Source organism: Vreelandella alkaliphila (genome assembly GCF_016107625.1).
Classification (GTDB): domain Bacteria; phylum Pseudomonadota; class Gammaproteobacteria; order Pseudomonadales; family Halomonadaceae; genus Vreelandella; species Vreelandella alkaliphila.
In genome coordinates, this window is sequence record NZ_JABASV010000010.1 from 1 (window position 1) to 13,577 (window position 13,577).

The window sequence follows — 13,577 nt, forward strand, 5'->3', positions numbered from 1 at the left end:
GTGTACTAATGGCCCGTGAGGCTTGACCCTATAACACCCAAGGGGTCTGGTCGTAGTGATAATGAAAACCGGATACGCGCTTCCTGTCAGCGACAGGAGACGAGAGACGCCACAAAACATCAGTGACATGTTCAGCATGATATGCATTAAAAGTTACGCCTGACGACCATAGCACGCGTGAACCACCTGATCCCATGCCGAACTCAGAAGTGAAACCGCTTAGCGCCGATGGTAGTGTGGGGTCTCCCCATGCGAGAGTAGGTCATTGTCAGGCACTTATTTAACAAAAAACCCAGCCCATCGGCTGGGTTTTTTGTTTGCGCTATTGGTTATAGACTATTCGAAAAAATCCCCCAGGGCTGATGCCTTGGGGGATTTTTTTATGCTTTGAAAATGTGAGAATTAGCGGCAGATTGCTTCCAGTGCCTCTATTAAACTATCCATTTCATCATCTGTACCGATTGTGATGCGTAAGAAGTTGTTGAGCGCGTCAGTATTAAAGTGACGTACCAAAACTCCTCGCTCGCGGAGGCCTGCAAACAGCTGAGCGCCTTCAAAATCGTGATGCTGGGTAAGCACGAAGTTGGCCTTTGAAGGCAGTACTTCAAAACCTAGCTGCTCAAGTCGCTGACGTGTGCGCTCACGGGTCGAGATCACATTATTTCGGCAAGCGTTAAAGTGTTCTTCATCTTTCAGAGCTTCAATGCCGATGAGGCTCGCTAGGCTATCCACTGGATAGGAATTAAACGAGTCCTTGACCCGCTGGAGGCCATCAATCAGCTCAGGGGAGCCAATGGCATAGCCCAAGCGTAAACCAGCCAAGCTACGTGACTTAGAGAACGTTCCCGTGACTAGCAGGTTAGGGTAGCGCTTAACTAAGGCGACAGCGCTTTCAGCGCCGAAATCAACATAAGCCTCATCAATTAATACAACCCGGTTTGTCACGCGCTTAAGCAGAGCTTCAATGGTTTCGAGGGAGTGCGCATGCCCAGTCGGCGCGTTTGGGTTGGCAAAAATAACGCCGCTGCGCTCTGATGCACTCGCCAGGGCATCAATATCAACTTCCCACTGGGCATTTAGTGGGTGTTTGCGAAGCGTGACGCCATAAAGATTGGCGTAAACAGGATAGAAGCTATAGGTGATTGAGGGGACATCCAGCGGTGCGTCATGGCAGAAGAAGGCCTGAAACGCAAACGCGAGTACTTCATCTGACCCATTGCCGACGAAGGTTTCTGCCACGCTAACCCCATAGCTTTCAGCCAGCGCAGTACGCAATGCGTAAGAGGTAGGGTCAGGATACAAGCGCAAATGATCGGTGGCATAATTGCGCAGCGCCTTGCTCACCCCTGGCGCAGGTGGGTAAGGGTTTTCATTGGTGTTGAGTTTAATAACCTGTTCGCGGGGCTGCTCACCTGGCACATAGGGGGTAAGCTCCCGAACAGCTGGACTCCAGTATTGGCTCATGGGGGTAACCTGATTATCCTAATGTTAATACCCCATGGTCACCCGATGGCTGCCCGAGCGCAAGCATTCAAGTAAGCAAGGGGGTGGGCGTCGCACCTTGTAGCGGTTATGCTGTCATAAGCGCGCGAAAGAAATGTATGTCCAACACGATAAGGAGACACTCAATGCAATTTAGGAGTTTGCTAGCCGGCTCGGCTATGTTGGCACTGCTGGCGGGCTGTGCAGCTGGCCCGACGGGCCAGGGGGAAGATGCAGGAATGACTGCTTCTCAAGTCAATTACCAAGGTACGCTGCCTTGCCGCAACTGCGATGGTATCGACTTGGATGTGACGATGATAGGCGAAGAAATGAGTGCTCCTGAAGAGCGGACGTTCACGTTAAACGCCACTTATCGTAATCATCCACAAACACCACCAGACGAAAACTATGCAGGGAACTGGGAAGTGTTGACGGGCACGCCGTCTGATCCAGATGCTACTGTCTATGAATTAACGCCGAATGGCGATGGTCAGATTTACTACTTCCAGCGTATCAGTGAGCGCACGTTGGAGCTGATCGACCCAGAGCGTCGTCGTTTCGAGAATGGCGAGATGCTGCAGTTACAGCGTCAATAAAGTGTGAAGCGACGCTCAAAGGCGGCCATTGGCCGCCTTTTGCATTTCTAGCTATCTGATGCATAAATCTCAGTGGCGACATCAAGATATCAACAGGAGCAATAGGGCGGTGGCGAAAGCGAAGAGTGCCTTTGTATGTACCGAGTGCGGTGCAGAGTATCGGAAGTGGCAAGGCCAGTGCTCCAGCTGCCAGGAGTGGAACACGCTAAGTGAGATTCGTTTGGCCAGTGCGCGACCTGGAGGTGGTACTGCGACGGGACGAGCGGGCTATGCTGGAGACCTGTCGCGAGACGTGGTGGATCTTGGTAATGTGGATCTCAGTGAGGTTCCTCGTCTTACCTCGACCTTTGCCGAGTTTGACCGTGTGCTGGGTGGCGGCTTAGTGCCGGGTTCCGCTGTGTTACTGGGGGGGAATCCAGGCGCTGGTAAATCTACACTGCTTCTACAAACTGCCTGCAAGCTCGCCCAGCAGCGGCGTATTCTATATGTCACTGGGGAGGAGTCGCTTTCCCAAGTCGCCATGCGCGCCCACCGCTTACAGCTGCCTACTAATGGCTTGAAAATGTTGGCCGAGACCAGTGTAGAAACCATCTTGGCGGTGTCTGAACGGGAGAAGCCAGAGATTCTGGTGATTGACTCCATCCAGACTATGCATCTGGAAGATATCAGCTCTGCGCCGGGGGGCGTTGCCCAGGTACGGGAGTCTGCGGCAGCGCTGACACGCTTCGCTAAGCAAACGAACACGGTTCTTTTGCTGGTTGGACATGTGACCAAAGATGGCACGCTGGCGGGTCCTAAAGTGCTGGAGCATATGATTGATGCTTCGTTGCTATTAGAGGGCGGAGCTGATTCTCGATTTAGAACGCTCCGCGGCCAGAAAAACCGCTTCGGCGCGGTGAATGAGCTGGGTGTGTTTGCAATGCTCGAGCAAGGTCTGAAAGAGGTTAAAAACCCCAGCGCGATTTTCCTCTCACGCCAAGAAGAGCAGGCACCCGGTAGTTTGGTCATGGTGGTGTGGGAAGGCACTCGGCCCATTCTCGTGGAAGTGCAGGCATTGGTAGATGAGTCTGCCCTGGGGAATCCTCGCCGTGTTGCCGTTGGCGTCGATCAAAACCGACTTGCCATGCTGCTAGCCGTATTAAATCGCCACGGTGGTCTGTTTACCGGTGATCAAGATGTTTTCCTTAACGTGGTGGGTGGAGTGAAAGTGCTCGAAACCAGTGCTGACTTAGCGGTGCTGTTAGCCGTGGTGTCCAGTCTGCAAAATCGTGCACTGCCAAAAGAGCTAGTGGTGTTTGGCGAAGTGGGGCTTTCAGGAGAAATTCGGCCAGTGCCCAGTGGGCAAGAACGCATTGCTGAAGCGGCTAAGCACGGTTTTCTAAGGGCAATTGTTCCGCGCGGCAACGCACCTAAGCAGGCTCCGAAGGGAATGGAGGTTATTCCTGTTGATAAATTGAGCGATGCCCTGGAAGCGTTGTAGCGTAAGCTATGCTAAGGAAAAGCATTAAGACTAAGGAGATGCGCCATGAGTGCAATTCGGTTAACCCAATATAGTCACGGAGCGGGTTGCGGCTGCAAAATTGCACCAGATGTACTGGATGGGATTCTTGCTAAAGCTGGGCCTGCCGCGGGCCATAAACGACTCATTGTCGGTAACAAGGGACGCGAAGACGCAGCGGTGTATGATTTGGGTGATGGCCGCGGCATGATTGCGACCACCGACTTCTTTATGCCGATTGTCGATGACCCCTTTGATTTTGGTCGTATTGCTGCCACTAACGCGATTAGCGATGTGTATGCCATGGGTGGCACGCCGGTCATGGCATTGGGAATTTTAGGTTGGCCGCTGGATAAACTCAGCGCAGAAATCGCGGGTGATGTTGTTGCCGGTGCCCAGGCTGTTTGTCGTGAGCTAGGGGTAGCGTTAGCGGGCGGTCACTCGATCGACGCTCCTGAGCCGATGTTTGGTTTGGCGGTCAACGGGTTAGTCGATTTAGCGCATCTAAAGCTCAACAGCCAAGCAAAGCCTAATGACCTATTATTCCTAACCAAGCCACTTGGCGTAGGGCTACTAACCACAGCCGAAAAACGGGGTTTGTTAGAGGCTGGCCATCACGGCCTTGCCCGTGAAACGATGCTCAAGCCCAATCATATCGGTGTTGAGTTAGCTAAGGTGAAAGGCGTTAACGCTATGACGGATGTCACTGGGTTTGGCCTTGCTGGACACCTAGCTGAAATGTGCAGCGCAAGCGGTGTGATGGCGCAGATCGATTTTCGCCGCTTACCCCGTTTAGCAGAAGCCGAAGCCTACCGTCGGCAGGGCGCTGTCCCCGGAGGTTCGCTGCGCAATCGCGAAGCCCTTGGTAAAGCGTTGCCTGTGATGGACGATGCTCACTGGCAATGGCTGTGTGATCCTCAGACGTCAGGTGGTTTGCTGATCAGTGTCGACCCTGCCTGGGAAGATGATGTAGAGCGTATTGGTCGTGAGCACAGTCTTACCTTGGTACCGTTTGGTACCATGAAGGCAGCTCAAGGCGACGTTTTGATTGAGGTTATTGGATGACGCTAGCCACTGTTCCGGCATCATTGAACTTAATCGCGCAAACAACACCGCTGATAGATGTGCGCGCCCCGGTTGAATTTATTCAAGGCAGTTTGCCTGGCGCGGTTAACTTACCGTTAATGGTTGATGATGAGCGCCATCAAGTGGGCATTGCTTATAAACAGCACGGACAGCAGGCAGCAATCGGATTAGGTGAACGTTTAGTCAGCGGTGGCACTAAGCAAGCACGCGTTGACGCGTGGCTGGGATACGTAGCGCGTCAACCAGACGCTATTATCTACTGTTTTCGCGGAGGGCTGCGTTCGCAAATTGCACAGCAATGGCTTGCTGATGCAGGCATCAACCGGCCGCGCATTGACGGTGGCTGGAAAGCGATGCGGCAACGGCTATGTCAGCGCATTGATGAGGTTTCCAGCCAGCCGATGCTGGTCGTGGCGGGGCTGACAGGTTGCGCGAAAACGACGCTAATTAATCAATTGAGTAACGGCATTGATTTAGAGGCTTTTGCCAACCATAAAGGATCGGCTTTTGGGAGGCAGCCAGAAGAACCGACAACACAAATTGATTTTGAGCATGCCTTAGCCAAGCGCTTAATTGGGCTGACGGGAAGCTTAGTGGTAGAAGATGAGTCGCGGCAAATCGGTAATGCCAATATTCCGCTTACCTTTTGGCATGCCCTGCAACGTGCGCCGCGAATACGCATTGAGATGCCCTTGGATTGGCGTTTAGAGCAGTTGCGCCGCGACTATATCGAAGCACTTGAACAGCGCTACACTGTCCGTTACGGCCCACAAGAGGGCTGGCAACGTATGCGACTCCAATTAGCCAATGCCCTGGAGCGTTTGGCGAAACGCTTAGGCAATGCCCGATTGCAGCGTCTACAGCGATTACAAGGTATGGCTTTTGATGCCCATGCACTAGGGAATATTCAAGCCCACGAAGCATGGCTTGCGCCACTGTTGACCGAATATTACGACCCACTTTATCGCTATCATCTTGAAAAGCAGCGAGATAACCGCCCTGTGGAACTGCATGTTGGCGATTGGGAAAGCTGCTTTGAAGCCGCTAGGCAGTGGAGCGCTTAGCGGCGTTGTATTCATCTATAGATTATGCCGCTTTCAGCCATTGGGTCATCACGCGGTCTAGCAGCGGGGCTAACTGATGAAAGCGTCCAGCATTTTCTAGGATCTGTTCACTGGTTTGTATAAAGCGCCCTGCTGCGGCAGTTTTGGGCTGTGGCCATTCATCGGCATTGAGCAGTGGTGATACGCTGGAAGCCGTCGATTCGAAATGACACAGTAAACCGACGACACGCCCGGCGTCCCACGAAAAACCTTGCAGTGGTGCTGCTGCACTGCCGCCTAGCGGTAGTGCGCTTTCCGGTAAGCTAAACACGAGGCGGTGCATCATAAATGCCTCAAATTGTTCGGGTAGGTCAAAGGTGCTTTCCGGGGCAAGTGTTATTTGGTGCCAGCCAATTTCAGGGTAGGTGCCTGGTGCAATAACGGCATCCAGCGCCTCCGCTATCCACAGTGCGCCCAAGCCAATACCCAATAATGGTTTCTGCCCATCCAGATAGCGGTTAATCAGCTTGCGTTCGGCTTTAAACCAATCGGGTGGATCATTTACTAGACGTTCAGGGCCATCCAGTATAATTAGCGCGTCGCACTCACCTGGTCGTGGAGTTAGCTCGCCCGCATAAAGATGAAAAACGGTGTAACTATGGCCCATACTCTCAAGCCAGTCAGTTAGACGAGCGGGACCATGGTCAGGGCCGTGCTGTAGCAGATGAATATGCATGGTAATCTCCTCGCCGGCCGATGTTAATAACGCGATAGGGATCTCCTGCCGCGTTTGTGCGACGATAACGTATCGCGTTCATTTCACCAATATTGTGACCCAGGAAATCAGCATGGTGGCTAAACCCCTAGGATTTTACCAGCGGCTTCAACAGTTGCCGTTGCCCGCTCAGCAAGCGTTTATGGCAGCCCTGTGTGAACGTCTGCTACCTAACTACGCGCTTTATCAACAAACCACGGGGTTAGGTGACGAGCATACACTGCGTACTGTGCTGAGCCTGGTGTGGGAACGTCTGAGCGTTTCTAATGCTAGCATTGACTTTGCTCGGCAAGCGGAAAAGCTAGCTGAGTGCGAACCTCCGGAAGATGATGAGAGCTTTGGAGCGCGCCGAGCGTTAGATGCTGTTGTGTCGGTATCCGCGCTGCTGGATACGCTGCTGGGGGAGTCGCCTGAAGCCGTGTTAGATGTCAGCCGCACCTCGCGAGCGGGCGTTCGCGCTTTTATCGAGCTAACGGAAGGTGAAGAAGATGCCCAGGCGCTTGCGCTGATCATTCGCGACCATCCCTTGATGGCCGACGAAAATGATTTCCAGGACGCTGTTTTGGACGCCGTGAGTGAGCCAATTACTAAAGCCTACCTAAAAGAAATTCGTCAGCTAGGGCGTAATAACGGCATTAGTAATCTTGGTTTAACCTTAGACGAGGGCAAGGAGTAGCTGTCGAAGCTGGTTAAAACCGCAGGCCCGCCGTCACCATCATGCCGGCGGTGCCGAAGATGATGAGATCTGATTCTACGCGCCCCCATTGCACGCCAATGCTGGGTAGCAGTGCAGGCGCCGTGCCTAAATGGTTAAAGGGAATCTTGTCGCGATATTCACCTTTATAGCCGTGTAGTAGCCCGCCAGTTAGCTTGGCGCGTACGTTGATCTCTTCGGCAAATTGCCAAAGCGGGAATTCACGCCCTGCATAAAAATACCAGGTTGGTTGATCAAACGAGTTTTTAAACCATGCCGCCCCTGTTAACCAGCGGTCTGGATTATGTAGTTCAATGCTTACCAGTTTTTGCTGATTGGTATGGTCAGGGTCAGGATCGAAGTGGCGCGTTAGCAAACTGGTTTGCACCAGTGTGTGATCGAGTTCTAAGGTGGGAGGCCAATCTGGCAAAGAAAAGGCTGAGACGGTAGTGCTCAGCCAAATCCCTGCTATCCCTCCTGCCCATTGATAATAACGAGGCATGTCACTGTTCCTGAGAGAAGGGCTTTTTGCTAAGTGATTTCACTACTAAGTGGTTTCGCTAAAGGCGCATTTCGATGCCACGTTCCGCCATGTAACGTTTTGCTTCTGGTATCGTATATTCACCGAAATGGAAGATGCTTGCTGCCAATACTGCATCGGCACCACCTTTGAGTACGCCGTCTACTAAGTGATCCAAGTTTCCTACACCGCCAGAGGCAATTACCGGCACGCTGACGGCTTCAGAAATAGCATGGGTAACCCCCAGATCAAAGCCCACTTTAGTGCCGTCGCGATCCATACTGGTGAGCAATAACTCGCCAGCACCAAACTCTACCATCTTTTTGGCCCACTCGATGGCATCCAGTCCCGTTGGTCGACGCCCACCATGAGTGAATATTTCCCAGCGAGGAGGCTCGCCTTCTTTAGACACCTTCTTAGCGTCAATCGCCACCACAATACATTGGCTGCCAAAGCGCTCGGCGGCTTCGCGAACAAACTCAGGGTTGGTCACCGCGGCGGTATTGATGGAGACTTTATCAGCCCCTGCATTCAGCATCGTGCGAATATCATCGCAGCTGCGGATGCCTCCCCCCACGGTGAGGGGAATAAACACTTCACCGGCAATGCGCTCTACCATGTCGACCGTTGTGTCACGGTTTTCATGGCTGGCGGTAATGTCGAGGAAGGTGATTTCATCGGCACCCTGCTGGTTATAGCGCTGGGCAATTTCGACCGGATCGCCTGCATCACGGATGCCTACAAAGTTAACGCCTTTCACCACGCGTCCGGCATCGACATCTAAGCAAGGGATAATACGTTTCGCTAAACTCATTTGTCGCCTCCGCTAAGCTGATCGCTCAAGCGCTGAGCTTCTGCCACATCGAGGCTGCCTTCATAGATCGCGCGGCCGGTAATCGCGCCTAAAATGCCGCTGTCAGCGACATCACAAAGCGCACGAATGTCGTCTAAATTGGTGACGCCGCCGGAAGCAATCACCGGTAAGCCACCTTCGCGGGCTAGCGCAGCCGTGGCTTCTACATTGACGCCTTGCATCATGCCATCGCGGGCAATGTCGGTATAGACAATGCTGGAAACGCCGTCATTGGCAAAGCGCTTGGCGAGCTCGGTCGCCTTTAAAGTGGATACTTCCGCCCAGCCATCGGTGGCCACATAGCCATCTTTAGCATCCAGGCCAACAATAATGTGGCCTGGGAACGCACGGCACATTTCGCCCACGAAGTTCGGCTCTTTAACCGCTTTAGTGCCAATAATGACGTAAGAAACCCCGGCATTTAAATAATGCTCAATGGTTTCCGCTGAGCGGATACCACCGCCAATTTGGATGGGCAGTTTAGGGTAGGCGCGCGCAATTGCGGTGACTGCCTCGCCGTTCATCGGCTTGCCTTCAAAAGCGCCGTTTAGATCAACCAAGTGCAGGCGGCGAGCACCCGCTTCTACCCAGCGAGCGGCCATGGCAACAGGGTCATCGCCGTAGGACGTTGAATCTTCCATGCGGCCTTGCTTCAAGCGCACACACTGGCCGTCTTTGAGATCAATCGCGGGAATTACCAACATTGTGAAACCTCTCAGGGCGTCCAGGTGACAAAGTTTTCTAGCAGGCGAAGGCCCGCGCGGGAGCTTTTTTCAGGATGGAACTGCACAGCGAAGGTGGCATCACGGCCAATCGCTACATGGGCGCAAACCTTGCCGTACTGGGTAGTACCAAACACTTGGGCATCGTCGGTCGCATTAACGTAGTAGCTGTGCACAAAATAGAAGTGTTCGTTATCGTCAATGCCTGACCATAGCGGGTGATCGTGATGTTGCGCCACAAGGTTCCAGCCCATGTGCGGAACTTTTAAGCGCTGTTCGTAATCATCGCGCATATTGGCCGGAAAACGATCAACGCTGCCATGGAAAAAGCCCAGGCAATCTACGCCGCCGTTCTCTTCGCTACGCTCCATCAGCATTTGCTGGCCCACGCAAATACCCAATAGTGGTTTAGCTTGACGGGTAAGGATGTCATCGACTAGACCGCGTAGCTCGGTACGTTCCAGCTCGCCTACACAGTCCCGAATAGCCCCTTGGCCCGGGAGTACTAGGCGCGTAGCACCTAAAATACGCCGAGGGTCGCGGGTAATAATCACATTTTCGTGGGTGACATGCTCAAGCGCTTTTGCCACAGAGTGCAGGTTGCCCATTCCATAATCGATTACCGCGATGGTCATAAAGCGCTCCTTGTTATCGTTGGCGAGCTACCACTCGCTGCAATACTCGGCATTATAGGCTTCCTTTGGTAGACGGCATTTGTCCCGCCATACGCGGGTCTTCTGCCACCGCCATGCGCAGCGCGCGGCCAAACGCTTTAAATATAGTCTCAGCCTGATGGTGAGCATTAAAGCCTTTTACATTGTCAATATGCAGGGTGACGCGCGCATGGTTGACGAAGCCTTGGAAAAATTCCCAAAACAGCTGGGTATCCATACTGCCAATGGTATCGCGGGTGAAGTCGACATTCATATAGAGACCTGGACGGCCTGAGAAGTCGATAACCACACGGGACAACGCTTCATCAAGAGGAACGTAAGCATGCCCGTAGCGATAGATGCCGCGTTTATCGCCGATCGCTTGGTGAAATGCTTGGCCTAGGGTAATGCCTAGATCTTCAACTGTATGGTGATCATCGATGTGCAGATCGCCTTTTGCGTCAATGTCGAGATCCACCATCCCATGACGAGCCACTTGATCAAGCATATGGTCAAGAAACGGAACGCCGGTGTCGCTGCGGAGACGGCCTTCGCCATCAAGGTTGACGCTGACCGTAATCTGCGTTTCGTTGGTGTCACGGCTTACCGTGGCAATACGCGCTGACATGTTGCATCTCCTGCGCTGATGCGCACTCTGAGGGGGTATTGGTGGATCGTCGGGTAATGTTAACACCGCTAGATCAAAGCATAACCTGTGCCAAAAGCGACCATTATAGTGAATCGGTGCCCCCATCCGCTACAATGCGCGAAAGGTAGCCGCCTTTGCTGGCGGTAGAATAGCAGCCTTGCTGCTTTGGCAAAGAGGATTTCACCATGCCGGTGACATTGCATTACGTCGACCAGGCCCGTTGGGAAGCAGAGGAGCAGGTGCGTATTGACCTAATACGCATTTATGAAGATGCGCCCCAAGAGCGAATGCCTACACCAACGGTCGCCCCTTTTATCGAACAGCATTTAAAAGGGCAGCACTTTTTTGCCTGCGCACATTTTAACGATCGACTGCTCGGTGCGGTGGCAATAAAAGAGGCAGCTGACCGCGCGTGGTGGCTCTCCGAGCTGTGCGTGCGTAAACCCACCCGACGGCGTGGCGTAGGCGCGCGACTAATGGCACTGTTAGGAGAGCAGGCAAAACAAGAAGGACGTGTGCTGCGCATCGAAACGTCGTCGCTGCCGTTAGCAGATCGAGTACTGCTCTCAAAGCTTGGTTATCGCCCCGTAGCCCCTGGATCATCCGCACAGTCGGATGATTCCATCACCAGTGATTTTGTTGAGCTAGACCCACAAGGAAAAGGGCTATGAATCATCTACTACGTATTTTGCTGGCTGCGGTAGGTATTTTAGCGATTGTTGCCGTTGCCGCAGTGGTGTATGTCACCACTTTTCTTGACCCAGAAGATTTCAAGCCTCGGCTAACTGCGGTGGTAGAAGAACAAACTGGCCTGAATCTAGCGTTGGAAGGCCCAATCACATGGTCATTTTATCCGCGTATAGGGGTCAGTGTTGAGCAGGCAAAAGCGTGGCTGCCAGAGCAAGCTCAGGACGAGAGTGCGTTTGCCGCCATTGAGCGAGCTGAAGTTAGCGTAGCCTTTGCCCCTTTATTACGCGGCGAAATAGCGGTTGACGGCTTAACCCTAGATGGCATGCGCTTAAACCTTGAAAAGGATGAGCAGGGCGAAGGTAATTGGCAGCCGTTACTAGAGCGCCTCGCTGAGCAGGGTAACGAAACAGCGGAAACGGTACTGGCGCCTGCAAGCGCTGGCCCCAACGCAGATGCTGGTAATTTGTCGGTGGTGCTGAATATTGCCAGTGTAGAAGTGAAAAATGCTGATATTCGTTTTCGTGATGAGCAAAGCCAAGCACTTTGGCGTGTGCAGTCGCTCAATATTTCAGGCGCCAACGTCAATCCGTTACGCTCCTTCCCTTTAAAAACCATGTTCACATTAACTAAGCATAATCGCTTAGATGCAGAGGTGTTGGAGCGTACGCCCGACCTGAGCAGCGAAGTGAATCTCGAAACTCGTCTTCGTTTAGGTTTGAAAGATGAGCAGCTGGTTTTTGAAAATATCCAGTTGACGACTCGTACGAGACGCTCTGGAGAAAGTGATCCGCAGCAGCTTAGTTTGAAAGCAGCTGAAATAGTTGCCCGAATGGGTGAGCAGCAACTTACGATTCGCGAGGGTGTCGTTGACGCGGGCTTACGTCATCCAGACAATTGGCAGGGTAGCCTCGCGCTTTCGTTGGCATTTGGTTTGGAAAGTGACTGGGCGGCGCAAACTGCTCAGTTTAAAGATGCTCAGTTAACCGGGCCGGATGGACTGAGAGTCAGCGGCCATCTCAATGTCGAAAAACTTTTAGACTCTCCTCAGTACAGCGGCCAACTCACCGCAGCGCCTTTTACATTGCGGCCTTGGTTATCTCGCGCAGGCATTACTCTCAATACGGCCAATGAAAGTGCCCTGAGAGATGTGGCGATGACTAGCCCAATTGAAGGCGATATGACGAGTATTGCACTGCCGCGTCTTTCCTTAGTAGTGGACGACAGTACCTTTACAGGTAATATTTCCGCCGCGCTGGACGGTACTCGGCTCGCCTTTAATCTGGAAGGCGATCAACTGAATATTGATCATTATCTGCCTGGTCCGGAAACCGCTCAACAAGCTAGCCGAGGCATGCTGCGCAAAGCCTTCGCCCAAACCGATGGGGCACTATTACCTCAGGAATGGCTGAGCACGCTATCGCTAGAGGGGGACTTAAGCGTCGACCAGCTTGTGCTGGCTGGATTAACGTTCGATGGCACTTCGCTAAGCTTGCGCGGCGAGAATGGAGTGCACCAACTGACAGCCTTTGAGTCGCGTTTTTATGAGGGCGAGCTTAATTCGACTGGCCGTCTAGATGCGACAGCAAACGTACTGGAATGGCAGATTTCTCCACGTGTCAGTGATGTTCAGGTCGCACCGCTCATTGAAACCTTTAGCGAAGAGGCGTCACCGTTACGAGGCCGCTTCAACTTGGAAGGCGCACTGACTACCCAAGGCAATCGCCGTGATGTGCTCACCAATAATCTTAACGGCGAGCTAAGTGCACAACTGAACGACGGCGCTATTCTGCAAACGAATATCTCTCAGCAAATGTGTGAGATAGTGGCGCAGCTAGAGGGCGAAGGCACCCTGCGCGAATGGGAACCTGATACGCGCTTTGAACGGTTTGACGCGACCTTCCAAGTGCGTAATGGCGTAGTAAACAGTGACGATTTGCTTATCACCCTTCCTGGCATTGACGTACAAGGTGAAGGCGAATTCAATCTCAATACGCTGAATTTTACGACTGAGGCAAATGCTAGGCTGGTCGACACAGCAGATGCTGCCTGTAACGTGAACCCGCGTTTAGAGCAGTTGCCTCTTCCTGTTCGCTGTGAAGGCCATGTGGGCGACGATAAAACCCAGTGGTGCCGATTTGATCGTTCGGCTTTCCAAGCAGCGGTGATAGACCTACTACGTAATGAAGCAGGCAGCCGTCTTGAAGAAGAGCTTGAGGAACGGCTGGGCGATTCGCTTGATCAAATTGACGAACGCCTAGGAGAAGGTGCTGGTCAGGAACTTCGTGAGGGGATTCGTCGTCTATTTAACTGAGCATT

The 13,577-nt window shown here is 52.8% G+C and carries 14 protein-coding genes and 1 rRNA gene; 8 read left to right on the top strand and 7 right to left on the bottom strand.

Annotated elements, in window-relative coordinates; translation table 11 throughout:
* The first annotated feature begins 158 nt into the window (after positions 1–158).
* A 5S ribosomal RNA gene (gene rrf / locus JFC11_RS14700) occupies positions 159–274 on the top strand.
* Between the two features lie 128 nt (positions 275–402).
* On the opposite strand, the gene hisC is transcribed toward rrf, so the two are convergent.
* Positions 403–1,464 carry a histidinol-phosphate transaminase gene (hisC, locus tag JFC11_RS14705; RefSeq protein ID WP_198349852.1) on the bottom strand — a complete coding sequence of 354 codons (1,062 nt, stop codon included), beginning with the start codon at positions 1,462–1,464 and terminating at the stop codon, positions 403–405.
* A 164-nt stretch (positions 1,465–1,628) separates the two neighbouring features.
* Between hisC and JFC11_RS14710 the strand changes: the two genes are divergently transcribed.
* The 4 genes from JFC11_RS14710 (at position 1,629) to mnmH (ending at position 5,726) form a co-directional block, all read left to right on the top strand.
* Positions 1,629–2,078: a copper resistance protein NlpE N-terminal domain-containing protein gene (locus tag JFC11_RS14710; RefSeq protein ID WP_038478315.1), complete on the top strand. Its 450-nt coding sequence runs from the start codon at positions 1,629–1,631 to the stop codon at positions 2,076–2,078.
* A gap of 109 nt (positions 2,079–2,187) precedes the next feature.
* Positions 2,188–3,558, top strand: a complete 1,371-nt coding sequence (radA, locus tag JFC11_RS14715) for a DNA repair protein RadA (protein ID WP_038478312.1) — start codon at positions 2,188–2,190, stop codon at positions 3,556–3,558.
* Positions 3,559–3,603: 45 nt separating this feature from the next.
* On the top strand, positions 3,604–4,641 hold the full coding sequence (selD, locus tag JFC11_RS14720; protein ID WP_095604463.1) for a selenide, water dikinase SelD: 1,038 nt from the start codon (positions 3,604–3,606) through the stop codon (positions 4,639–4,641).
* The gene (gene mnmH, locus JFC11_RS14725) at positions 4,638–5,726 is read left to right on the top strand and encodes a tRNA 2-selenouridine(34) synthase MnmH (protein WP_198349853.1); all 1,089 of its coding nucleotides are present in this window, start codon (positions 4,638–4,640) and stop codon (positions 5,724–5,726) included. Before selD ends, mnmH begins: the two co-directional genes overlap by 4 nt.
* Positions 5,727–5,748: 22 nt before the next feature.
* On the opposite strand, the gene JFC11_RS14730 is transcribed toward mnmH, so the two are convergent.
* Entirely contained in the window at positions 5,749–6,441 is a 693-nt protein-coding gene (locus tag JFC11_RS14730; RefSeq protein WP_038478303.1) for a type 1 glutamine amidotransferase, read from the bottom strand.
* Positions 6,442–6,553: 112 nt separating this feature from the next.
* On the opposite strand from JFC11_RS14730, the gene JFC11_RS14735 reads away from it, so the two are divergent.
* A complete protein-coding gene (locus JFC11_RS14735; protein WP_038478301.1) occupies positions 6,554–7,156 on the top strand; it encodes a YjaG family protein in 603 nt (200 codons plus the stop codon).
* 13 nt (positions 7,157–7,169) lie between these two features.
* Here the strand turns inward: JFC11_RS14735 and JFC11_RS14740 are convergent, their stop codons facing one another.
* From JFC11_RS14740 to hisB, 5 genes are read right to left on the bottom strand one after another with little or no spacing between them, the layout of a single operon-like run.
* Positions 7,170–7,676, bottom strand: coding sequence for a hypothetical protein (locus JFC11_RS14740; protein WP_051626361.1), 507 nt, complete (start codon positions 7,674–7,676; stop codon positions 7,170–7,172).
* A gap of 58 nt (positions 7,677–7,734) precedes the next feature.
* The gene (gene hisF, locus JFC11_RS14745; RefSeq protein ID WP_038478299.1) at positions 7,735–8,508 is read right to left on the bottom strand and encodes an imidazole glycerol phosphate synthase subunit HisF; all 774 of its coding nucleotides are present in this window, start codon (positions 8,506–8,508) and stop codon (positions 7,735–7,737) included.
* Complete coding sequence (hisA, locus tag JFC11_RS14750; protein WP_095604466.1) at positions 8,505–9,251, bottom strand: 1-(5-phosphoribosyl)-5-[(5-phosphoribosylamino)methylideneamino]imidazole-4-carboxamide isomerase; 747 nt, start codon at positions 9,249–9,251, stop codon at positions 8,505–8,507. Before hisA ends, hisF begins: the two co-directional genes overlap by 4 nt.
* Before the next feature lie 11 nt (positions 9,252–9,262).
* Positions 9,263–9,904 carry an imidazole glycerol phosphate synthase subunit HisH gene (gene hisH / locus JFC11_RS14755; protein WP_038478294.1) on the bottom strand — a complete coding sequence of 214 codons (642 nt, stop codon included), beginning with the start codon at positions 9,902–9,904 and terminating at the stop codon, positions 9,263–9,265.
* A 52-nt stretch (positions 9,905–9,956) separates the two neighbouring features.
* Positions 9,957–10,550 (bottom strand): imidazoleglycerol-phosphate dehydratase HisB, encoded by a 594-nt coding sequence (gene hisB, locus JFC11_RS14760; RefSeq protein ID WP_095604467.1) that lies wholly within the window; start codon positions 10,548–10,550, stop codon positions 9,957–9,959.
* A gap of 206 nt (positions 10,551–10,756) precedes the next feature.
* Here hisB and JFC11_RS14765 point away from each other — a divergent pair, with 206 nt between their 5' ends.
* Together JFC11_RS14765 and JFC11_RS14770 are read left to right on the top strand one after the other, a co-directional pair.
* Positions 10,757–11,242: an acetyl-CoA sensor PanZ family protein gene (locus tag JFC11_RS14765; RefSeq protein WP_120386330.1), complete on the top strand. Its 486-nt coding sequence runs from the start codon at positions 10,757–10,759 to the stop codon at positions 11,240–11,242.
* Positions 11,239–13,572, top strand: coding sequence for an AsmA family protein (locus JFC11_RS14770; protein ID WP_198349854.1), 2,334 nt, complete (start codon positions 11,239–11,241; stop codon positions 13,570–13,572). The genes JFC11_RS14765 and JFC11_RS14770 overlap by 4 nt, the downstream gene beginning before the upstream one ends.
* The last annotated feature ends 5 nt before the right edge of the window (positions 13,573–13,577 follow it).

Coding starts and splice junctions, on each gene's coding strand:
- JFC11_RS14765 (WP_120386330.1), top strand. CDS start 10,757: ATGCCGGTGACATTGCATTACGTCGACCAGGCCCGTTGGGAAGCAGAG.
- JFC11_RS14735 (WP_038478301.1), top strand. CDS start 6,554: ATGGTGGCTAAACCCCTAGGATTTTACCAGCGGCTTCAACAGTTGCCG.
- JFC11_RS14770 (WP_198349854.1), top strand. CDS start 11,239: ATGAATCATCTACTACGTATTTTGCTGGCTGCGGTAGGTATTTTAGCG.
- hisC (WP_198349852.1), bottom strand. CDS start 1,464: ATGAGCCAATACTGGAGTCCAGCTGTTCGGGAGCTTACCCCCTATGTG.
- mnmH (WP_198349853.1), top strand. CDS start 4,638: ATGACGCTAGCCACTGTTCCGGCATCATTGAACTTAATCGCGCAAACA.
- hisB (WP_095604467.1), bottom strand. CDS start 10,550: ATGTCAGCGCGTATTGCCACGGTAAGCCGTGACACCAACGAAACGCAG.
- hisH (WP_038478294.1), bottom strand. CDS start 9,904: ATGACCATCGCGGTAATCGATTATGGAATGGGCAACCTGCACTCTGTG.
- JFC11_RS14710 (WP_038478315.1), top strand. CDS start 1,629: ATGCAATTTAGGAGTTTGCTAGCCGGCTCGGCTATGTTGGCACTGCTG.
- JFC11_RS14740 (WP_051626361.1), bottom strand. CDS start 7,676: ATGCCTCGTTATTATCAATGGGCAGGAGGGATAGCAGGGATTTGGCTG.
- hisA (WP_095604466.1), bottom strand. CDS start 9,251: ATGTTGGTAATTCCCGCGATTGATCTCAAAGACGGCCAGTGTGTGCGC.
- selD (WP_095604463.1), top strand. CDS start 3,604: ATGAGTGCAATTCGGTTAACCCAATATAGTCACGGAGCGGGTTGCGGC.
- hisF (WP_038478299.1), bottom strand. CDS start 8,508: ATGAGTTTAGCGAAACGTATTATCCCTTGCTTAGATGTCGATGCCGGA.
- JFC11_RS14730 (WP_038478303.1), bottom strand. CDS start 6,441: ATGCATATTCATCTGCTACAGCACGGCCCTGACCATGGTCCCGCTCGT.